20 protein-coding genes and 2 pseudogenes are annotated in these 21,612 nt (G+C 57.0%); 8 read left to right on the forward strand and 14 right to left on the reverse strand.

Annotated elements, in window-relative coordinates; translation table 11 throughout:
* Positions 1–33: 33 nt before the first annotated feature.
* On the reverse strand, positions 34–1,266 hold the full coding sequence (locus tag O4H31_RS04805; RefSeq protein ID WP_269343033.1) for an IS110 family transposase: 1,233 nt from the start codon (positions 1,264–1,266) through the stop codon (positions 34–36).
* Positions 1,267–1,403: 137 nt separating this feature from the next.
* On the opposite strand from O4H31_RS04805, the pseudogene O4H31_RS04810 reads away from it, so the two are divergent.
* Positions 1,404–1,703: pseudogene (locus O4H31_RS04810) on the forward strand (integrase core domain-containing protein); the annotation flags it as partial.
* A 270-nt stretch (positions 1,704–1,973) separates the two neighbouring features.
* Here O4H31_RS04810 and O4H31_RS04815 read toward each other — a convergent pair.
* From O4H31_RS04815 to O4H31_RS04830, 4 genes are read right to left on the reverse strand one after another with little or no spacing between them, the layout of a single operon-like run.
* Entirely contained in the window at positions 1,974–2,990 is a 1,017-nt protein-coding gene (locus O4H31_RS04815) for a proline racemase family protein (RefSeq protein WP_269343367.1), read from the reverse strand.
* A 45-nt stretch (positions 2,991–3,035) separates the two neighbouring features.
* Positions 3,036–4,316, reverse strand: a complete 1,281-nt coding sequence (locus O4H31_RS04820; RefSeq protein WP_269343368.1) for a TRAP transporter large permease — start codon at positions 4,314–4,316, stop codon at positions 3,036–3,038.
* A gap of 17 nt (positions 4,317–4,333) precedes the next feature.
* On the reverse strand, positions 4,334–4,837 hold the full coding sequence (locus O4H31_RS04825) for a TRAP transporter small permease (protein WP_269343369.1): 504 nt from the start codon (positions 4,835–4,837) through the stop codon (positions 4,334–4,336).
* 22 nt (positions 4,838–4,859) lie between these two features.
* Complete coding sequence (locus tag O4H31_RS04830) at positions 4,860–5,849, reverse strand: TRAP transporter substrate-binding protein (RefSeq protein WP_269343370.1); 990 nt, start codon at positions 5,847–5,849, stop codon at positions 4,860–4,862.
* 168 nt (positions 5,850–6,017) lie between these two features.
* Between O4H31_RS04830 and O4H31_RS04835 the strand changes: the two genes are divergently transcribed.
* Positions 6,018–6,992 (forward strand): GlxA family transcriptional regulator, encoded by a 975-nt coding sequence (locus O4H31_RS04835; RefSeq protein ID WP_269343371.1) that lies wholly within the window; start codon positions 6,018–6,020, stop codon positions 6,990–6,992.
* Positions 6,993–7,476: 484 nt separating this feature from the next.
* Here O4H31_RS04835 and O4H31_RS04840 read toward each other — a convergent pair whose 3' ends face one another.
* The 3 genes from O4H31_RS04840 to O4H31_RS04850 form a co-directional block, all read right to left on the reverse strand.
* Entirely contained in the window at positions 7,477–8,754 is a 1,278-nt protein-coding gene (locus O4H31_RS04840) for a TRAP transporter large permease (RefSeq protein WP_259947742.1), read from the reverse strand.
* Between the two features lies 1 nt (position 8,755).
* A complete protein-coding gene (locus O4H31_RS04845) occupies positions 8,756–9,286 on the reverse strand; it encodes a TRAP transporter small permease (protein WP_269343372.1) in 531 nt (176 codons plus the stop codon).
* A gap of 93 nt (positions 9,287–9,379) precedes the next feature.
* The gene (locus O4H31_RS04850; protein WP_269343373.1) at positions 9,380–10,363 is read right to left on the reverse strand and encodes a TRAP transporter substrate-binding protein; all 984 of its coding nucleotides are present in this window, start codon (positions 10,361–10,363) and stop codon (positions 9,380–9,382) included.
* Between the two features lie 397 nt (positions 10,364–10,760).
* Between O4H31_RS04850 and uxaC the strand changes: the two genes are divergently transcribed.
* The 3 genes from uxaC to O4H31_RS04865 are packed head-to-tail and all read left to right on the forward strand — an operon-like array spanning position 10,761 to position 14,045.
* Positions 10,761–12,167 carry a glucuronate isomerase gene (gene uxaC / locus O4H31_RS04855; RefSeq protein WP_269343374.1) on the forward strand — a complete coding sequence of 469 codons (1,407 nt, stop codon included), beginning with the start codon at positions 10,761–10,763 and terminating at the stop codon, positions 12,165–12,167.
* Positions 12,164–13,618: a mannitol dehydrogenase family protein gene (locus tag O4H31_RS04860; RefSeq protein ID WP_269343375.1), complete on the forward strand. Its 1,455-nt coding sequence runs from the start codon at positions 12,164–12,166 to the stop codon at positions 13,616–13,618. The genes uxaC and O4H31_RS04860 overlap by 4 nt, the downstream gene beginning before the upstream one ends.
* 1 nt (position 13,619) lies before the next feature.
* Entirely contained in the window at positions 13,620–14,045 is a 426-nt protein-coding gene (locus tag O4H31_RS04865; protein ID WP_269343376.1) for a GlcG/HbpS family heme-binding protein, read from the forward strand.
* Here O4H31_RS04865 and O4H31_RS04870 read toward each other — a convergent pair.
* The 5 genes from O4H31_RS04870 to O4H31_RS04890 form a co-directional block, all read right to left on the reverse strand.
* Positions 14,042–14,920: an NAD(P)-dependent oxidoreductase gene (locus O4H31_RS04870; RefSeq protein WP_269343378.1), complete on the reverse strand. Its 879-nt coding sequence runs from the start codon at positions 14,918–14,920 to the stop codon at positions 14,042–14,044. The genes O4H31_RS04865 and O4H31_RS04870 overlap by 4 nt on opposite strands.
* Before the next feature lie 73 nt (positions 14,921–14,993).
* On the reverse strand, positions 14,994–16,145 hold the full coding sequence (gene uxuA, locus O4H31_RS04875) for a mannonate dehydratase (protein ID WP_269343380.1): 1,152 nt from the start codon (positions 16,143–16,145) through the stop codon (positions 14,994–14,996).
* 12 nt (positions 16,146–16,157) lie between these two features.
* Positions 16,158–17,069: a sugar kinase gene (locus tag O4H31_RS04880; protein WP_269343382.1), complete on the reverse strand. Its 912-nt coding sequence runs from the start codon at positions 17,067–17,069 to the stop codon at positions 16,158–16,160.
* An 8-nt stretch (positions 17,070–17,077) separates the two neighbouring features.
* Positions 17,078–17,389 carry a cupin domain-containing protein gene (locus tag O4H31_RS04885; RefSeq protein WP_269343384.1) on the reverse strand — a complete coding sequence of 104 codons (312 nt, stop codon included), beginning with the start codon at positions 17,387–17,389 and terminating at the stop codon, positions 17,078–17,080.
* A gap of 9 nt (positions 17,390–17,398) precedes the next feature.
* Positions 17,399–18,142 carry an SDR family NAD(P)-dependent oxidoreductase gene (locus O4H31_RS04890; protein WP_269343386.1) on the reverse strand — a complete coding sequence of 248 codons (744 nt, stop codon included), beginning with the start codon at positions 18,140–18,142 and terminating at the stop codon, positions 17,399–17,401.
* Between the two features lie 335 nt (positions 18,143–18,477).
* Here O4H31_RS04890 and O4H31_RS04895 point away from each other — a divergent pair, with 335 nt between their 5' ends.
* The 3 genes from O4H31_RS04895 (at position 18,478) to kduD (ending at position 20,825) form a co-directional block, all read left to right on the forward strand.
* Positions 18,478–19,173, forward strand: coding sequence for a GntR family transcriptional regulator (locus O4H31_RS04895; RefSeq protein ID WP_269343388.1), 696 nt, complete (start codon positions 18,478–18,480; stop codon positions 19,171–19,173).
* Positions 19,174–19,245: 72 nt separating this feature from the next.
* A complete protein-coding gene (kduI, locus tag O4H31_RS04900; RefSeq protein WP_259947764.1) occupies positions 19,246–20,073 on the forward strand; it encodes a 5-dehydro-4-deoxy-D-glucuronate isomerase in 828 nt (275 codons plus the stop codon).
* Positions 20,070–20,825, forward strand: a complete 756-nt coding sequence (gene kduD / locus O4H31_RS04905; protein ID WP_269343391.1) for a 2-dehydro-3-deoxy-D-gluconate 5-dehydrogenase KduD — start codon at positions 20,070–20,072, stop codon at positions 20,823–20,825. Before kduI ends, kduD begins: the two co-directional genes overlap by 4 nt.
* A gap of 64 nt (positions 20,826–20,889) precedes the next feature.
* On the opposite strand, the pseudogene O4H31_RS04910 reads toward kduD, so the two are convergent.
* Positions 20,890–21,504: pseudogene (locus O4H31_RS04910) on the reverse strand (glucokinase); the annotation flags it as partial.
* Positions 21,505–21,612 lie beyond the last annotated feature (108 nt).

A 21,612-nucleotide genomic window follows, 5' to 3' on the forward strand; every position in this document is an offset into this window, starting at 1 on the left:
GGCACCTACAGAGAAAGGTCCTTCTGCGATCGATCACCCCTCAAAGAAGGGGCGATAGGGCTCGCCATGTTTAATGATCCCGTGAACTGTGCGGGCCATTTTGGCGGCGATTGCGGAATACGCCTTTCGGCGCAAATGGGTGTTTTGTCGGTCCTTAGCGATGTAGCGCTCGAACTTATCCCGGAAGCTGTTGGTGCGCTGCAGTATGGCAACCTGACCAGCCATCCATAGGGTGCGGCGCAAGCGGGCATTCCCGTATTTTGACAGCTTGGTTTGGCCCCGGAATGTGCCCGACTGAATGGTTGCCAAGTCCATGCCGCAGAACTTCAAGAACTGCCGATGATGTCCAAAACGGCGCAAGTCGCCAGCTTCTGCGAGGATGGTCAGAGCGTTGATCGGGCCGATCCCAGGTATTGATGTCAGCAACTGATAGTCAGGTAGATCCTTGAGAAGCGCGACGGCGCGATCTTCAATTTGATTGCGTTGGGCAATGAGACTGCGGCCTTCTCCAAGGACCAAGCGGAACATTCTGAGCGCATCAGAATCTGGGGCAACCGGCAATCCCACTGAAGACTTAGCTGTCTCGTAAATATCTGCAAGCAAACGCTCTTTCGCGACCTTGCGCCCAATGACGTCCCAAGCATCAGCGGTGAAAGCGGCTTTGCCCATCGCTGTGATCAAATGTGGTGATGGATAACGCTCAAGGAATGCAAAGAACCAATCACTGCGTGAGCTGCGGTAAAACCGATCCGCTTCAGGGAAGTACAGCGGCAGATAATGGGTCAACACCCGGTGCCAAAGTTCAGTCTTCGACTTGGAGACGATATCGTGGGTTTTGGACAGCTCTTGAATGTCATTCGTGCCGCATACCAGAGGGTCGTGGTAATATTGCTCGTTTCCGATCTCCATCATATGCAGGATCACTTGCGCGTCCTTTGGGTCATTCTTATCCCAGCTGTTATTGAGGGCTTCGCGCGTCCGCGCCAAAGCCACTGAGGACACCAGCTTTACCTCGAAGCCAGAAGTTGCCAGATGGTAAGCCAAGGCACGGTGATAATTGCCAGTCGCCTCAAAGGCCACACGAACTGGGCGTCCGTATTCCTTAAGTGCGGTGGCGAGGCGGTTGAAGTCGGCGAGTTCGTTCAAAACTGTTAATCGACGTCGCCGTTTCTTATCTGGAATAGCGATCAAAACTTCATGCCGGGCCTTGGCGATGTCGATAGCCACCAAAACAGGGGCATCTTGTGCAACAATAATCTTGGTCATAGTTGGTCTCCTTTGCGGTGTGGTTTGTGCAAAACCACTGTAGGGACCCGAGACCCGGCTATGACCACCTGCTGCGCTATCTGGAGGCTGCGCAGGCGGCCATAGCCTCTCAATCAGCTTCATTCCAAAGGTGTTATGGAACGGAGCTGACATCGAACGCCATCCTGAAATGGCAGGAGGAACGGAAGGTCGAGTGGCACTACATCGCTCCAGGAAAGCCCATGCAGAACGGCTTCGTCGAAAGTTTCAATGGCCGTCTGCGCGACGAGTGCCTCAACGAGCATTTGTTCGCCAACTTGCGCCACGCCCGGGATCTGATCTCTGCTTGGCGCGAGGACTACAATCACCATCGCCCACACACGAGCCTCGACGGGCTCACCCCGTGGGAGTATCACCAAAGGTCAGTAGAGGACCAAACCCTGAACAGAGCGAACTAAAGAACGCGGACTCTAAGGGGAGCGGGTCAGAGCGGGTCACCGCGATTACATCGACAGAGAGAAACCAGACGCGAGCCAAGAGAGCTTGTGACGCAACCTAACCAAATGGTTTCTATAGGAGGTCCTCATACCCTTACGACGTAAGCTGATGGTTACGCAACTATCTGAAAAATGACGTAAAACCCGTGGCGAGTATGCGGACCTTCCCACACGCTATGAAACAGTCGGCCGCCACGTAAGCCGCGGCGGCCGACCGTCACGACTGTGTTTTTAGGTGATGGTAAAACCGCGGCCAACAGGGTCAGTTTCATCGATCAACCATTTGGCATAGCCGATAACTTTGGCGGTGCCTTTAACCGTAGGGATCACAGCGCGCTGGTTCCCCAGCATGGTTTCACTCAAAAGCTGACCTTCGAAACGCCCTTGGCCCAGCAGGCCCTCGGATTTGATGGTTTGACCGATCTTCATCTGCCCACGTGCTTCGAACATTGCCATCATCATCGAAGTACCTGTGCCGCCGGGCGAGCGATCAAGCTTACCGTCGCTGAAGACATGCACGTTGCGGTAAAGGCTATCCGCGTGGTCAGGCTCTTGCCAGAAGGTAGTGAAGTTCAGACCCTTAATATGCTTCTCGGTCGGGTGCTGAATTTTCATCTTGGCGTTGATTTGATCCTTCACCAGCACACCCATCTCAGACAGCAACTTGCCGTTCTGTGGACCGATCGGGCGTTCCCCGTCTGGCCATTTGACGACAGCAAAGAAGTTGCCACCAAAGGTGATGTCTGCCTTCAATTCGCCATAGCCGGGCAGGGTGATCGGCACATCTTGTTCCAGAACAAAGGCAGGGACGTTTTGGAATTTGGTCCAAGCGATCTGACCGTTTTCGCGGCCTACTTCAGAGGTCACATCGCCTGCTGGTGTCTCAAAGCGGATTTTCGTCACATCGCCGCCCGCGTCATGCACCAGCCCGTGTGAAACCAGTGCCATGGACAGTGCAATTGTGCCGTGGCCACACATCTCCATGAAATCATCGCCATCGCACCACAGCATGCCCGCGTCATAATCGGGGCTGGAAGGCGGGGTGACAAAGACGCCGACCATATCGTGGTGGCCGCGTGGCTCACGCAGAAGGGCCGTTCGCACGAAGTTATAGTTGTCTCGGATAAACTGACGTTTTTCGGTGACGCTCAGCCCGTGGGGATAGGGGATACCCCCATGGATGATGCAGGTGGGTTCGCCATCGGTGTGGGTATAGATCACATCGACGAAGCGGTTGTTGGTCATCATTGGACAGAGTCCTCCTGTGGTTTTTCTTAGAAAGTGAAAAAAGTGTTAGAGTCCGAGGGCGCGCGGGATCAGCAGCACGAGTTGATCGGGGAAGGCGATCACGGCACCCAGAACAAGGAACATCACCGCGATAAAGGGCAGGTTCGCCCGGGTTAGGGTCAAGATATCGACCTTCGCGATGACGCTGGTGATAAAGAGGGCGGCCCCAACTGGCGGGGTCTGTTGGCCGATGCCCCAGCAAAGGACAACGACCATGCCAAAGTGGATCGGGTCGATCCCCAGCAGTTTCACTGCTGGAAGGAACAGCGGCACGATGATGAAGATCATCGCAATCCCGTCCAAAAAGGTGCCCGCGATAATCATGATCACGCTCAGCATGATCAGGAACAGGATGGGTGACATGTCCATCTGTGCGAGCGGCGCGAGAATGCTGTCGGCCAATTGCTCGAACGTGAAGGCAAAGCCCATGACATGCGCGGTCGCAGTCACCAGCATCACCGCGCCGGATAGAACTGCGGCCTCGCAGAAGGTTTGATAGAGTACACGCAGCTTGAGGGTACGGTAGTAGAACATACCAACGCAGATGCCATAGACGACTGCCACGGCAGAGGCTTCGGTCGGGGTAAAGATACCACCCAGAATGCCGCCAAGGATGATCGCCGGCATCAGCAACGCGGGAAGCGCTTTGCCAAAGGCAACCAACATGCGTTTGCCGCTGAAAGGTGCCTCTACCGGGTAGCCTTCGCGCACCGAGATGATCCATGCCACAATGATCAGAGCCACGCCCAGCAGCACGCCCGCCATCAGCCCCGCGGCAAAGAGCGCGCCTGTAGAGATGCCGAGATAGGCCCCCAGAATGACCATGGGCACGCTGGGCGGGATGATGATGCCGATGGTGGAAGACGCGGCAGTGACGGCTGCGGTGAAGGGGCGGCTGTAGCCGCGCTTGATCATAGGGTCGATAATCATCCCGCCCACGGCGGCTGTGTCGGACATCGATGTGCCGCTCATCCCTGCAAAGAACATGGAGGTGACGACATTAACCGCCGCCAGACCGCCGCGCATCTGACCAACGAGGGTCTTCGCAAATTCGATGAGATGACCAGAGATGCCAGAACGGCTCATGATTTGACCGGCAAGGATGAAAAGCGGCACCGCCAGCAGTGGGAAACTTTGCACCCCGCGGTAAAGGCGCTGAGCGACGATCAACTGGTCGATGTCTCCCATCCAGAAGATGCCGATGGCTATGCAAACCAACGCAAATGCGATGGGCAGGCCGATGCCGATCAACCCCAAAAGGATGCAGAGGATTAAAAGCAGTTCCATGGTCGGTTATCCTCGGGTCAAAGATCGAAAGGGCTGTTGTCGGCGCCGTGGCGGCTGTCGGGGTCAAGCCCCTGACGAATGCGCGGCAGGCTGCGGGCAATCTGTATCAGCGCATCAAGGCAGATCAGCGCGCCTGCAATGGGGATCGCCGCATAGAGCCAGCTGCTAGAGATTTCCAAAACATTGGTAGTCTGCCCGGCAAAGCGGATAACCTGCCGCCCGCCATACCACGCCATGATCCAGCCCACGCCACCGATAAGTAGCTGGTTGATGACGTAAAGAACGCCTTGCGCCCAGAAGGGCAGGTTGCGCACGAAGACATCGACCTTCAGATGCGCACCCCGCCGCAGCGCCAGATAGCTTCCTAAGAAGGTAATATAGGTCAGCAGCGCCAGCGAAACCTCAAAGCTCCAGCTGAGCGCGTTATCGAGGAGATAGCGGTAGATTACCGCCAGAAAAGCTACACCGACGGCCGCGAGCAGCAGGGCTGAGATGATCGCTTCGAGTATGCGGTTAATCATGGCTATCTCCTCTGGGCTGGCCTTACTGATCTGCGGCGCGAATCAGATCAATCAGCTTTTGCGCATCGGGGCCCTGCTCGGCTGCCCAATCCTCCCAGATTTGGTCGGACTGCGCCGTGAAGGCTTCAACATCAGCCTCGTTCACTTCCATGCCTGCTTCCTCAAGGAAGCTGACAATCTCAGCGTCAGCTTTGATGCCCAGTTCAACTGAACGCGCCTCGGCGGCTTCACCTGCCGCGAGGACCGCAGCCTGCTGGTCTTCGGTCAAGGATTGGAATTTGTCTTCGGCCATTAGGAGGTAGGTGACCGTATAGAGATGATTGGTAAGAGATAGGTACTTTTGCACTTCGTAAAATTTGGTGCTTTGTGCCCAGATTACTGGATTCTCTTGCCCATCATAAACGCCGGTCTGGAGCGCCGAGTAGAGTTCGCTGAACGGTAGAGGGGAGGCATTAGCGCCATAGTGATTGAAGATCGCAATGCGCAAGGCGCTGCCCGGGGTGCGAATCTTGACGCCCTTCAGGTCTTCTGGGGTCGTGATCGGACGGACATTGTTAGTGATCTGGCGAAAGCCGCCTTCCAAGAAGCCAACCACCCGCAGGCCTTTTTCGGCAAGCATCGCTTCGATCATTTGGCCTGCTTCGCCATCCATTGCCGCTTTCACGTGCGCGCGGCTGGAAAAAATATAGGGCAACGCGGTTGCGCCAAGTTCAGGTGCGACGGCGGTGATCGGCGTTTCGATTGTGGCCATGTCGAGGATCGAGGACTGCATCGCTTCGATCGAGCTTTCCTGATCGCCGAGTGCGCTGGAGTGGAACAATTTGGTGCCGAGGCTGCCGCCGCTTTTGTCCTTCAGAACTTCGTTGAAATGCTCAACCGACCGGAAGGCGATCCCGTCTTGGTTGCCGGGAACATTGACACGAAAATTGATATCTTGGGCCAGTGCAGGCAGGGTTGCCAATGCGCTGACCGAAGCGGCTAAAGCAAAGGCGGCAAAAGTTCTGCGGTTCATTCTGAGTCTCCCTCTCTATGCCCCGTTGTATACGGTGGGGCTGTATAGGACGTTAGACAGCGATGGACCCCCTCGATAGAATAGATTAGACAGATAAGTGAATATTTCGGACATTTTTGTTTGGAATCACTACTCTCTGATAATGACGCCACCGTTAATGGGGATGTGATGCGCCGTACTGAACAGAAACTTCGCGTCGGGTTTTTGCTGTTGGATAGCTTCACCCTCAATGCCTTCTCCGGATTCGTCGAGGCGATCCGCCTTGCCGCTGACCATGGGGGCCGCAGCCGGCAGGTTGCCTGCGGTTGGGAGGTTATGGGGAAGGGCAAGGTTACGGCCAGTTGCGGGCTGTCCGTTGCAGCTACTTCGCCATTGATCGATCCAAAGGAGGTCGATTATGTCGCGGTTTGCGGTGGGAATGGTTACCGAATTAGGTCCCAGCCCCAATGGTTAGATCAATACCTCTCCGAGGTTGCTGAGGCTGGTGTCCCTTTGATCGGGCTCTGTACCGGGACATTTAACATTGCGCGGGCGGGGCTGATGCAGGGCTATCCGGCCTGCGTGCATTGGAACGTAGCAGACGAATTTCACGATCAATTCCCGCGAGTCGAAGCCTTTACTGACCGGATATTCTTGGACGCCGGGGCGCGTATCACCTGCGCAGGGTCGACCGGGGCCTCGGATCTGGCACTTCACCTGATCCATCGCCACTGCGGGAGTGAGTATGCTCAGCAATCCATCCGACATATGATGATGCAAGGACAGCGGGCAGGGACTTTTCCCCAAGCGCATTTCTCAAAGAGCACCCATGATGTGAAAGATGAGGTGGTACGGCGCTGCGCAGCCCTGATGGAGCAAAAAATCAACATGCCGCCATCAATGGATGTCCTGGCCGCCGAGGTGGGGATCAGTGTCCGTCAACTTGATCGGCGATTTAATCAGGCCATGGGGCAATCCCCGTCTCGGTATTTCCGTTCAATGCGGCTCAGCTACGCGCTTTGGCGATTGACGCATACCACGGACAGGATCGCCGAAATTGCAGCTGATGCAGGGTTTTCAGATTCTGCGCATTTTCACCGTGAGTTTCGTAAATCCTATGGCACGTCTCCAAGCCTATACCGTCAATCATCGAATACTTTCTGATCGGTGAAGGAATCCAAATATTGTGGCAGCTTTCCGAGGAGGGGGGCGCTCTTTCATCTTGGTGTTATGAGGCCGCCTTAAGAGATTAAAATCTCTCATCGGTTGCTTGCGATGCACCTTCTGAGTGGCGGTCGACACTTTCACCAATTTATCTGGACGTTTGCGACTGAACGGGCTTCGTAAGGGCTCCGAAAAGCTGACCTTGGCTGCGTACTACATGTACGGCCGCTAAGGGCCGCTCCCGGCGGCGCGGCTTATGCAGCAGTGGCGAAGAACTCCGCACCTCAATGGTCAGCAAGCGCTCAAACCTGTCTTTTGCTGCTAAGATCACTGAGGTCCGCTTTCCCGGTCTTCACCCACCGGCAATACTACAAGATGGATGAATGGGCGATTCAGTGGCGCTTCACCGCAACGCTCGGCCCCGAGGCAGCGGTAGGTCAGACCGAAAGCAGCGACTCCCCGCCTTCAAGCGGGGAGCGCAAAATCAGAACAGCGACGGCAGCCACAGCGACACAGCCGGTACATAGGTCACCAGGATCAACGCGCCGAGGATCGCGATGTAGAAGGGCCAGATCGATTTCAACGCCGTTTCGATCTTGATCCGACCGACCGCACATCCCACGAACAAACAGGTTCCGACGGGCGGTGTACAGAGGCCGAGGCCGAGGTTCATTAACATCATGATGCCGAATTGCGTCGGGTCCATGCCAAGACCCTTTGCGATAGGCAGGAAGATCGGTGTGCAGATCAGAATAAGGGCGGCCATATCCATGATCATTCCAAGCACCAGCAGGATGACGTTGATCATCAGCAAAATAATGATCGGGTTGTCCGAGATCAAAACCAAGGCTTCGCTAAGACGGGCAGGTACTTGGTAGAGGGCCAGCAGATAGGCAAAGGAACTGGCAAAGGCGATAAGGATCATGACCATCGACGTCGTGCGCACGGTGCCGACCAAAGCGATTTTGAAGGAATGCCACGTAAGGCTTCGATAGTAGAACTTGGTCAAAAGGATTGCGTAAATCGCACCGAAGGCGCCGGATTCCGTCACGGTGAACACGCCCGACAGCGTACCGCCGACGATAATCACAGCGGTCAGAAAGCCCGGTATCGCATCGGCAGCACTGCGTCCAACCTCACGCCATCCGGGGAATGGCTCGGCTGGATAGTTATGTTTGACGGAAAGGATATAGGCGGCGATCGCAAGGCTGATGCACATCAACAGGCCGGGGACGACCCCTGCAAGGAACAGTTTGGAGACTGAGATCCCGCCACCGGCGGCAACGGCGAAGATGATCATGTTGTGGCTGGGAGGGATGACGATCCCGGCGATGGACGACGTCACGGTGACATTCACCGCAAAGTCAGGCCGGTATCCGCGCTCTTTCATAACGGGCACAAGGATCGACCCAAGCGCCGAGATGTCCGCCACGGCAGAACCGGAGATGCCGCCAAACAGCATTGACGAAAAGATATTCACCATCGCAAGGCCGCCCTTAAGGTGCCCTACGAGGGCCGAGGCGAGTTTGACCAATCTTGCAGCAATCCCGCCGTGAAGCATAATCTCGCCCGCGAGGACGAAGAAGGGGATCGCCAGAAGGGAAAAGACCGAAACGCCCGCTGTCGCACGCTGGAAAGTGATGAGCATCGGAAAGCCTTCGATCCAGAAGGCGGAGGCGGCAGCGATGCCCATGGCAAAGGCGACGGGCAAGCCGATGAAGACGCCGATGGCAAACACAAGCAAAAGGATCATCAGGCCCATATCAGGACTCCTGCGTTTCGAATTGGGGATGCCAATCGGAATAGGTAAGAATGCGAATGATGCCGCGCGAGCCCGCATGCAGCACGATCAAGCCGCCGCACAGGGTGATGGCGAGGGTGCGAAAGCTTTCGGGGATTTCCAGCATGGGCAGGTTGGAATCCCAGCCAAATATCATCAATTGCGTGCCTGCGTAAAACATGACACCGCCGAACGCGGCGAGGATAAAGTCGATTGCCATCATGATGACTTTTTGGACCGGAATGGGCATGACGTCGCGAAACAATGTGACGCCCAGATGGGTGTTGTCCCGAACCCCCGCGGCAGCGCCCAAAAATGCAATGTAGCAGATCAGGAGCAACGCAAGCTGCTCGACCCAAGTTGGCGTGGCGTTCAAGACATAGCGGCCAAAGACCAGCCAACCGAATGTAACGATTAGTACGACAAGAGCGATACACGCCGTCAGAATGCTGGCCCATTGAACGGCCGCCAGTACGGTTTCACATCTTTCCAGAACGGTCTTCTTGCCACTCATAACAGTCTCGCCGTGTTAATGTTTTTGTCCGAATGCAAAACAGCCCGCGCCGCAGAGGACACGGGCCGTTTCATTCATTCACTCAATTCAGGTTCACTCAGCGTTCCGGATCATGTCCACCAAAGGCGCAAGATCAGGGTTCGCTTCAAGGAAGCTTTCGTAAACCGGTGTCATCGCGGCTTGGAAAGGCGCTTTGTCCGCCACGGTGTTCACGATCGTACCGCCAGCCTCGACTGTCTCCATGGAAGCCGCTTCACGGGCCTGCCACAGTTCACGCTGCAACTCGGTAGAGGCTTGCCCCGCCTCTTTCACGATCGTTTGCTGCTCTGGTGTCAAAGAGTCGAAAGTCTTTTTCGACATGCAAAGGCACTCGGGAATGATCAGGTGCTCGGTCAGCGAGTAGTATTTTGCGACCTCATAGTGGCTTGTCGATTCGTAAGAGGGCGGATTGTTCTCCGCGCCGTCGACGACGCCTGTCTGGATGGACTGGTACACTTCGGAGAATGCCATCGGTGTCGCGTTGCCGTCCATGGATTCGACCATCTGCACGAAGAGGTCGTTGCTCATCACCCGGATTTTCAGACCTTCGACGTCAGCCGGCGTGTTGATCGGGCGGGCGGAGTTGTAGAAGGACCGGGCGCCAGCGTCATACCAGCCAAGCGGCTCAACACCGCGGGCGCGCATGCCTTCGGAAATCGCCTCACCGACTTCGCCATCCATGAGTTTGTACATCTGTGGGATCGAAGAAAAGATGAATGGGAGCGAAACAACGTTGGCTTCCGGCACGGAAGTCCCGAACGGGCCAAGGCTGAATTCACCGAAATCCAATACGCCAAGGCGAAGCTGTTCGATCGCGTCAGGCTGGCTGCCCAGAACACCATTGTGGAAAGTCTTTGCCGTCAATTCGCCGTCCGTGGCTTCAGAGATGGACTCTGCGAAAAAGTCCATGGCGATAGACACTGGATAGTCCTCAACGTGAATGTTCCAGCCTCTAAGCTCTTTCGCGGAAACGGATGTCGCCGCGAGTGCGATACAGCTGCCGAGCAGTGCGCTGCGAAGTGTAAAACCTACTGTCATGTGATCCTCCCAGATACGTTTGACTATTTGGAACGTTGATGTGCCCTCTCGCATCACCCGCTCATCGTAACAGGTATACTAGTATGGCCTGTCTCTGTTTGAGTCAATTATCCATCTGCGAAAGTGGTGTTTTTTGCATGAGGTCGCGGTTTTTACTAAGGTTTTTACGTGGTGGAGTGATCCATCTGCGCCTCTTGTCAGTGGGGGCGATCATTAATTGGGCACCCCATCATCATTCGACTTCGCGGGTGCCAGGGGGCACGCTTAACCTCGTATTTTCGTCAACCAGCTGTGGGGAAGACATCAAACAGAGGGAGGTCATTAGTTCCTTATATCACGTGACAGACCAGTTGATGATGACTAGAATACCAGATAATTCATTAGTGAAGGCCTAGTGATGACCCAGCTTCACCCCAACCGCTTGTTTCCGGTTGAACCCAAGTTACGAAAACTGGCGCGCACGCTATATGATGAGGTGCGCGATCTACCCATCATCAGCCCCCACGGCCACACCGACCCGCGCTGGTTTGCCGAAAACAAAGCCTTCGCCAACCCCTCCGAGCTGTTCGTCACCCCCGATCATTATGTGTTCCGGATGCTCCATTCTCAGGGGATCGCGTTGGAGGATTTGGGTGTGCCTCGCATCGATGGCGGCGCCGTCGAACAAGACCCGCGCAAGATTTGGCGTTTGTTTGCAGGCAACTATCACCTATTCCGCGCCACACCTTCGCGCATTTGGATCGATCATGCGCTGCAAGAGGTCTTTGGCGTTACCCAGCGTTTGTCTGCGACCACCGCTGACGAGATTTACGACCAGATCGACGATTGCCTCGCGCAAGAGACCTACCGCCCCCGTGCGCTGTTCGAACGCTTCAACATCGAAGCACTCTCCACCACCGACAGCGCGATCGATGACCTGCGCTGGCACCGCATGATACGGGAAAGCGGCTGGTCGGGAAGGGTGGTCACGGCCTACCGGCCAGATGCCGTCATCGACCCCGAGTTCGAAGGATTCGCCGACAATGTCGCTACCTTGGGCGAACTCGCCGGGGAGGATACGACCACTTGGGCCGGATACCTTGCTGCCCATCGGAACAGGCGTGCCTTTTTCAAGGAATTCGGCGCCACTTCGACAGATCATGGTCATCCTACCGCCCGAACCGAAGACCTCTTGCAGGAGGCCGCCGCCGCACTCTTCGACAAAGCCCTGCGTGGGGCATGCACGCAGGAAGAGGCGGATGCGTTTCGCGGTCACATGCTGACTGAAATGGCGCGGATGTCGCTGGATGATGGATTGGTCCTGCAAATTCACCCCGGGTCCTATCGTAATCACAGTGGTCCGATCATGGAACGCTTTGGCCGCGACAAAGGCTATGACATCCCAACGCGCACCGATTATGTCCACGCGCTGCGCCCTTTGCTGAACGCCGTGGGGCAAGACCCGAAAATGACCATCATCGTTTTCACTCTGGATGAGACGGCGTTCGCGCGGGAGCTTGCACCCTTGGCTGGGGTCTATCCCGCACTGAAACTGGGGCCGCCGTGGTGGTTTCACGACAGCGCCGAAGGCATGCGGCGGTTTCGCGAAACGGTCACGGAAACGGCGGGGTTTTACAATACCGTTGGCTTCAACGATGACACGCGGGCCTTCTGCTCGATCCCCGCGCGGCACGATGTTGCGCGGCGCGTCGATTGCAGTTTTCTCGCGACGCTGGTGGAGACAGGGCGACTTGACCGTGATGAAGCCGACGAAGTAGCCCATGACCTGTCCTATGGGTTGGCCAAGACGGCCTATAAGCTATGACCCGACCCCGTCTGCAACGCTCGACCGATCCGCGCCCCCAAACCGGTATCGTCCACCTCGGCCTTGGTGCATTCTTTCGGGCTTTTGGCGCACCGATAACCAGCGATGCCATGGCGGCAAGTGGCGGCGATTGGGGGATCGTCGGGGTCTCTCTTCGCAGTTCGGATCTGCGTGACGCCTTGCGGGATCAGGGCTGGGCCTACACCGCCATTTCCGTAGGATCGAAAGCGGAAACCCCGCGTGTGATCGAGATCTTGAATGACGTGCTCGTCGCACCGCAGAATCCTGCTGCAGTGTTGAAAGCGATGGCCGATGCGGATGTGCGCATCGTGACCCTAACGGTGACTGAAAAGGGCTATTGCCACATCCCGGCGACGGGAAAACTGGACCGTGGTCACCCCGATATCGCACATGACTTAGCAAGCCAGCTTCCCAAATCCGCGATCGGATTCATCCTGCGCGCTTTGGCGGAACGAATGCGCGCGGGCGCACCGGCTTTCACGGTGATGAGCTGCGACAACCTTCCCCAGAACGGTCGGCTTTTGCGCGGGCTGGTCCTTGAGTTTGCGGCCCTCGTCGATCCCGAGTTGCAGCGTTGGATCGCTGAGAACGCCCGGTTTCCCTGCACGATGGTGGACCGTATCACGCCTGCGACAACTCAAGATGACATCGCACGGATCGCCGCGCTGACGGGGCGCTATGATGCTGCGCCGGTTGTGCATGAACCCTTTGCGCAATGGGTGATCGAAGATAGCTTTGTCGCGGATGCACGGCCCGATTGGACCGCCGCGGGTGCCGAGCTGGTCCCTGATGTCGCATTCCACGAAGAGAGGAAGCTGCGAATGCTGAACGGCGCGCACTCGGCTTTGGCCTACACAGGCTATCTGGCAGGATATGAAACCATTTCCGAAACCGTGGCCGATCCCGTGTTCAAGCGGTTTGCGCACGGTCTTTGGGATGAGATTATGCCGACGGTCAAAGCACCGGCAGGCGTTGATTCGAGCGATTATGCCACGTCATTGTTCGCGCGTTTCGCAAACCCCAATATCCGGCACCGCACATGGCAAATCGCGATGGATGGCAGCCAGAAACTGCCACAACGGTTGCTGGGAACCATGGGCGACGCGCATAAATCCAGCCGCGATACTCCGCTCATGTGTTTGGCGGTTGCGGCATGGATGTTCTATGTGCGCGGCGTCGATGAAGCAGGCAGTGCAATTGATGTCCGTGACCCTTTGGCAGGCGAACTCGATGCACTGACCGCCGCTGCAGACGGGCCCGAAGCAACCGTAACCGCGCTGCTGGGAATGAGCGCGGTGTTCCCCGAAGGCTTGGCGCGTCAACTGAAAGCACCTTTGACCGCCGCCGCGAAAGAGGTTTGGGCCTTTGGCGTGCGAGCAGCGATTGAGCGGGCCGTTAATGGCCCACAAGAAACAGAAGAAAGAACTTAGAATGCAAACTATTCACCGTCTTGATTGCGACGATGCACAACGCATCATTGAGGCCGCAAAGAAACACGCCGAGGCAATCGGCGTGCCAATGTGCATCGCGGTCATGGATGAAAGCTGTCACTTGATCGGGTTTCTGCGCATGGATGGCGGGAAAATCCCCAGCATCACAATGGCCATCGACAAATGCTTTACGGCGACGGGAACCCAGAAGCCGACGCAGGCCTTGGCCGAACCCAGCATGCCGGGCGGCCCTGTCTATGGGCTCACCTCCGCACATGGCGGACGTTTTGTCGTGATCGCAGGTGGGTTGCCAATACTCAAGGATGGCGAAGTGATCGGTGGTATTGGCGTAAGTTCGGGAACACCGGCCCAAGACCTTGAGGTCGCGCAGGCCGGTGTTGACGCGTTTGACGCTGAGAGCACCTAGCCTTTAAGCTTCAGGAAGTAGTCGAAAATTTCGGGTACGTTGCCATCGCTCATGCCTGCATCGATAGCCGCCTGAAGGTTGTGCGACGTGCCTTCGGCAATCTCGGACCGCGTGCCAAGATCGCTGACCATTTCGAGGAAATAGGCGATGTCTTTGTTGGCATTCGCCAATGAGAACCCAAGGTCGCTTACACCATCGACCGCGTATTTTTTACAGAACTGCATGAAGGGTGAATTGGACGGACCTGCCGACATGATCTCATACAACTGCGCCGGGTTGAGGCCCGCACGGTCGGCAACGGCGAAGGCTTGGCTCATGGCGCTGACGGTCGTCATGCCCATAAAGTTGTTGATCAATTTCGTCGTATGCCCCGCACCGAGCGCGCCAACGTAGAATACGTTTTCTCCTAAGATATCCAGCGTGGGTTTGACAGAGGCGAATGTGTTTTCATCCCCTGCGGCCATGATGTTCAGCAACCCGTCCTTGGCGTGGGCAGGTGTGCGGCCCAGTGGCGCATCGATCATGCCCGCGCCTTTGGCGGCGAGGTCGGCACCGATCTTGCGCGTGGATGCGGGAATGGATGTACCGAAATCAATCAGAACGGCGCCCTTTTTGATACCCGCCAAGATGCCATCGTCGCCGTAGACCAAGCTTTCCACAACTTCAGAGGTGGTGACGCAGAGCATGATAATGTCGCAGGCCTCCGCCATCTCCCGAGGGGTAGCCACCTCGCGGGCTCCGCGGGCGACGGCCGCATCGACCGCTTTTCGGTTTCGGCCCATTATAACGGGTTCGATGCCGTTCTTCTGAAGGCATTCGACCATATTGCCGCCCATGAGGCCGAGCCCGATAAAGCCGATGACAGGGTTTTCCATTTTCTACTCCTAGACGAACAAGTAATCTCCCTCCTTACCTTACGTTCATACAGACTAGTATACTAGAAGAAAGTCATCTTTTGAGGGCAGTGATGATCCCGCGCAGTTCGGCTAAGCCGCGCATCCGCCCGATAAGGGTATAGCCGGGTTGGGTTTCCGTCTCGGCATCCGACAAAAGAGCATGGCCATGATCCGCGCGGAAGGGGATCTCGGCATTGCGTAGCCTTTCGGCCTTCAGGATTTCATCCACGACCGCGACCATGTCGACATCACCCGTCAAATGGGCCGCCTCGCTAAACGACCCGTCATGCGATTTGGCCACATTGCGCAGATGGACAAAGTGGATGCGATCCGCAAAGGCGCGCGCGATGCGGGGCACGTCGTTATCCGCATGAGACCCTAGCGATCCGCTGCAGAGGGTCAGGCCATTCGCAGGATCTGGGTGGGCGTTCATGATCCAGTCGATATCACTTTGCGTCGATACGATGCGGGGCAGGCCCAGAATATCGCGCGGGGGATCATCGGGGTGGATGCACATGCGAATGCCAAGTTTGGAAGCTGCCGGAATGACTTCCGCCAGAAACCGCCCGAGATTTGCGCGCAGATCATCATGGGTTAGCCCGTCGTATGTTGTCAGAACGTCGCGCAAGCCGCTGATATCGTACCTGTCATAGGCCCCCGGAAGGCCGGACATGATCGCGTGCAAGAGCGCCGCCTTGTCCTCTTGCGAGGCGGCATCATGCCACGCACGTCCTTGTCGAACGGCATCGGGGTGATAGGTTTCCTCTGCGGCCTCACGCCCCAGCATATGAATTTCGAACGCGGCCATCTTGGCTGCTGAAAAATGCAGGCAAGTGCCACCGCGCGCGACAGGCGCCATCAGGTCGGTGCGGGTCCAATCAAGGATCGGCATGAAGTTGTAGCAGACGGTGGTGATACCTTCAGCGGCAAGGTTCGCGAGGGATTGGCGGTAAATTTCGAACAGGCCCGACAGATCTCCGGTCCCGCGCTTTATGTCTTCGTGAACGGGCAGGCTTTCGACGACATCCCATGTGAACCCCGCCGCCAAAATCTCGTCGCGGCGTTTGGATATGGCGTCACGGGTCCAGACTTCGCCGTAGGGGATCGCATGCAGCGCGCTCACGATGCCTTCCGCCCCTGTCTGTGCGACCTGATCCAGCGGAATAGGGTCGAACTCACCGAACCAGCGCCAAGTCTCCCGCATCTTTCCGCCTCTTCAATTTTTGGATGGGACCAGATTAACGTCGACCAAAGCACCACGGCCCTGAACGACCGCGCCGGACAGGCGACAGGCCATCGCGATACTGTCTGACAATGGCTGCCCCCCGACATGACCTGCAAGGATTGCCGCGTTGAAACTGTCACCGGCAGCCGTGGAATCCACCACATTCGTAACCGGCGCGACGGCAACCGTTCCGCGATCCTCCGGGCTGACATAGTAAACGTCACCGGCGCCATTCTTCACGATTACGGTGCTCGCCCCTGCCGCGCCGTAGCGATCTGCGGTGGCTTGTGGGGACGCATCCTTGAACCAATCCGCCTCATCCTCGAACGAGGGTAGAACAATGTCGGATACCGCAGCACCCGCCATGATGACCGAGAGCATCGTTTCGCTATCGTCCCAAAGCCGGGGGCGAAGATTGGGGTCGAATGCGATCGTTTTGCCGCTAGCACGAGCCGCTTTCAAAGCCGAAATGAACGCGTCGCGGTCGCCAGCCTCAAGGATCGCCAAAGTGATCCCTGAAAAATAGATCAGATCATGCGCGTCAATCGCACGTTCCAATGCGGGGAGGTCAGCGGCCAGTTTGCGGGCCGCCGATTGACCACGCCAATAGGAGAAGCTCCGTTCGCCATTCTCCAAAGAGATCAGGTAGAGGCCCACGGTCCGGTTCGGTACCTCGACACAATAGCTGTCATCGACGCCAGCAGCCGTGATCGTGTCACGCAACTGGCCCGATATCGTGTCGTCCCCCAGCCCCGTGAAATAGGACACTTGGCTGTCTGGGGCGATGCGCGCCAGATACCATGCGGTGTTGAACGTATCCCCCGCAAACCCAAGCTTGAACGCCCCCGCACCCTCCTGCGGGGAAAGCTCTGCCATACATTCCCCTATGGACAAAATCCGCATGCCGAAGGCTACAGGAAATCGTCACGCCGGGGCGTGAAGCAGTCGATCAACGTGCCCGGCTCAAGGCAGACGCATCCATGGGTCAGTTGGGTCGGAATGACAAAGCTATCCCCGGGTCCCACCTCTTTTTCGACATCGCCGAGAGTAAAGCGGAAACGCCCCGTCTCAACATATGTCGACTGTACATGCGGGTGATTGTGCAGCGCGCCAACTGCACCGGTTTTCGCAAAGCGGAACGCCACGACCATCATCTCAGGATGGTCCGAGAGCACTTGCCGGGTGACGTTTTCGCCGGTGGGCACAACAGGAAAATCGGCCATCTTCTATCCTTAGCTGAACAGCATACCGCCATTGATGTCGATGTTTGTCCCCGTGAGGAAGGCACTGTCATCGCAAGCTAGGAAGAGCGCAGCACTGGCCACATCATCCACGGTGCCTTGGCGCTTCAGCGGGGCGTTCGCCTCGTACCCGCGACGGCCCGCATCGGGCGTGTGGATGTTGTGGAAATCCGTGTCGATCATGCCGGGACAGAGCGCGTTTACGCGTACATTGGGCCCAAGCTCTTTGGCCAAGCCGCGGGTCATGGTCACAATGGCACCTTTGGAAGATGCATAGGCGACGGAACCGGGGCCGCCGCCATCACGCGCGGCCTGACTGGCGAGGTTCACGATCGTACCGGTTTTGATATGCTCCAAGCAGGCTTTGGTCATCATGAATGTGCTGGTCAGGTTAAGCGACATGACCGCATTCCAGTGATCCAGATCCATCTCTGCCAGTGTCTTGCGTGCAATCAGCCCGCCTGCGTTGTTCACCAGAATATCAATGCCGCCGAAGGCTTCGAGCGTTTTTGCCACCAGATCATCGACGTCTGCCTGCTTGTTCAGATCACCCTGAACCGCAATCGCCTTACCGCCAGCGGCTTCGATCTTGGCAACCACATCGTCGGCGCCTTTGGAGCTGGCGAAATAGTTGATCGCAACATTCGCACCTTCTTCCGCAAACTTCAGCGCGACCGCCGCCCCGATATCCCGACCACCGCCAGTGATGATGGCTGTTTTTCCTGCGAGTTTCATAAATCTACTTTCTTCTGACTGGCGTGGCACAACAATATGTTGACCGGTTTCTGCGAAACACCCAAAGCAATGCGATTTATCGTATCGGCATATGCAGGTCGGCGCGGGAAAAGGCCTTCTGCTCAGCAATTTTCAACACGTCTTACCGCCAGCCTTGGTCGAATCAACTTTAACTGAGTACTAGCATACTAGTTACTTATTGGGTAGGGTAACCCTAGACTTCTGGATTTGGCGGCTTCAAAGAAGCAAAAGTTAGTGAGCCGCTTCTGAGGGGCCAGTATGCCCAATGCCACGAGACGGCGAAATTCACGGCCCCTTTAAGAGAAGGTAGCGACATGGCGAAGGTAACCAAATTGAGCGAGCGGCGCACCAGCGTCGATGAGGTGTTCGATTACCTGCATAGCGAAATTTCGACATTGGCATTGCTTCCCGGCGACAAGATTTCCGAGGCGGAGATCGCAACGAAATTTGGTATTTCGCGCCAACCCGTGCGCGATGCCTTTAGCCGGTTGGCGAATTTGGACCTGCTGTTGATCCGCCCGCAACGCGCGACAGAGGTAAAGCGGTTCTCCATGCGGGAGATTGAGAAATCCCGCTTTGTGCGCGCTTCTGTGGAATACGAAGTGCTGCGCCGCGCGGCTGCAATATGCGATGCCGATGGTGCGGCAAAGATCGACGCGGCCCTCAAGCTGCAAGAGCAGGCGATACTGGCCAATGATGTCGATGGCTTCGGCAAGCTGGACTACGAGTTCCATGAAACCCTTTGCGGCATCGCAGATGCAGAATTCGCCTTTGACGTGATCATGCGGGAGAAGGCGAAAGTAGACCGCCTGTGTCGGCTTGGATTGTCGAAGGAACAGCGCATGCCTGAGCTCTTGGCAGATCACAAAGCGATTGCAGAGGCGGTCAAGGCGCATGATGCAGACCAAGCTGTCGCCGCAGGGGCGCTGCATTTGTCACGTCTTGATGAGACAATCCAGCGCATTACCGACACCAACGCCAGCTATTTTGAGACATTTGAGGACCAGTAGGGGCACGGGAGTAATCCTACAAAGCAAGGCCCATTAAAGCCTTCGATCATTAAGGCATCACGGGAGGAAACGATGCATAAGACCAACCTACGCCGCGCAATTGATCCGCGCCACGCCAAGACGATGAGCAGCGCGGAGCTGCGTGCGGAGTTCATGATCGAAGACCTGTTCAAGGACGACGAGGTCAATCTGACGTACACCCAATATGACCGCATGATTGTGGGGGGCGCCAAGCCGAAAAGCGGGCCGCTCGCGATTGATGCGGTCGACCAGACGGGCACGCCGTCTTGGCTGGATCGCCGCGAGGCTGTGTTGGTCAATCTCGGCACCGGAGGCACTGTCGAGGCGGGCGGAGAGACATATTCTTTAGGCCGCTGCGACATGCTGTACCTTGGTATGGGAACGGGCGCCGTAACGCTCAGTGGGGAGGACGCATATTTCTACATCATCTCCGCCCCCGCCCACCGCGCCATTCCTGCGCAACTGGTAACAATCGATGATGCACGGCAAGTTCCTCTCGGGTCGCGCGATACCTGCAACGAGCGGGTCATCTACCAGTTCGTCCATCCTGAAGGGATCGAGAGCTGCCAGATCGTCATGGGGATGACGAAACTCGCCCCCGGTTCGATCTGGAACACGATGCCTGCGCATGTACATGAACGCCGCTCCGAAGCCTATATCTACATCGATTTGCCCGAAGATCAGAACGTTGTGCATTTGATGGGTGAACCTGACGAGACCCGCCACATGATCGTGCGCAACGAACAGGCGGTTCTGTCCCCCCCGTGGTCGATACACAGCGGCGCTGGCACGGCTGCCTATTCCTTTATCTGGGCGATGGCGGGCGACAATATGGCCTTCACCGATATGGACATGGTCGCGATGGAAGACCTCAGATGAGCCGCTTTTCACTACAAGGAAGCCGTGCATTTGTGACCGGCGCGAACACAGGCATCGGTCAGGCAATCGCGATTGATATGGCAGCCCAAGGCTGCCACGTCATCGCGGTGGGTCGGTCCAGCATGGCGGATACGCTAAAGGCGATAACCGAAGCAGGTGGCAAGGCTGATGCGGTGCAAGCCGATCTGGGAACGGTCGCAGGGGCGGTCGCCGCGTTCGAACAGGCTGTGGCCGAGTTCGGGCCGATTGATACACTGGTCAACAACGCAGGCATCATACGCCGCGCGGATAGTCTGGAGTTCACGGAGGCCGATTGGGACGCCGTGATGGACATCAACCTCAAGGTCGTCTTCTTCCTCAGCCAAGCCTTTGCCAAGGCGCGCGTGACGGCACAGCAAGGCGGCAGTGTGATCAACGTTGCATCGCTGCTCTCGTTTCAGGGCGGCATTCGCGTGCCATCCTACACAGCATCGAAAAGCGCCTTGGCGGGGCTTACGAAAACCCTGTCTAACGAGTGGTCGGCACAGGGGATCACGGTAAATGCTGTCGCGCCGGGGTATGTCGTCAGCAACAACACCGCAGACCTGCGCGCAGACCCCGAGCGGAACAAAGCGATCCTTGACCGTATCCCGCTCGGTCGTTGGGCGGAGCCTGAAGATATCGCGGGCGCGGTCACGTTCCTCGCCTCCCCCGCGGCGCGTTATGTTGCCGGGATTACGCTGCCTGTCGATGGCGGCTGGTTGGGGCGGTAGAGAGGGGGCGCCAACTCACGCTCGAATGGTGTCCGCCCTCTTTATAGGATGAACAAACCGGTCATCAGTGACTGTCCCTCGGCCTGTTCTTACGGGCGACATCGCGATAGGTGGGCGCATCGCGCAATGTCATCCCTTTGTCCAATCCAGTGGTCAGTTCGCGGAAGTACTGCTGCCACGGTGTCTGGCTGGCGAGCATTTGGTATCCCCCCTCACTGACAAGTTGACGCGCCCGCTCGGCCAGCTCATTCAGCGGCACCAGCATGTCTGCAGTACCTTTTCCCAGATCAAATCGCACCCGGTCGCCGGTTTTCAAAAGAGCCAAGCCGCCGCCCTCCGCCGCTTCGGGTGAGGCGTTAGCGACGTTAAAGCCAGTCCCGATGCCTACCTCCAGTGATTGTCTCTGGTCTGAACGTCTGGCGGCTTTGGCGTTGATTTCGCCAAACTGATCAGCTCGCAAGTGTGGCATCGCATAGCCAACCGCGGTCAGGTCGTTCAACAAGCGGACATGAGGGCAAGCGAAGTGTCGGGCCAAGCTCTCGGCTAGGATCGACCAGCCGCGGTTGCTCAATCTGGTGCTGCCCTTATGCACCGGCCCCGCAACCGCGATGACCATGTTGGAAGGGAAGGCGGTGACCTGTGTTTGCAGATAGTCCTCAATCACCGCAGCGATGCTTGCCCAGTCCGTATTTGCCTATCTTTTGACTGAGCTAGCTTTCAAAGCCCGTCTGGCAGAGCGCCAGACGGGCTTTGGTGCCGCCGATATCCGCAACAAGACGCAGGGACA

Source organism: Sulfitobacter dubius (genome assembly GCF_027214245.1).
In the GTDB taxonomy this organism is placed as follows: Bacteria; Pseudomonadota; Alphaproteobacteria; order Rhodobacterales; family Rhodobacteraceae; genus Sulfitobacter; species Sulfitobacter dubius_A.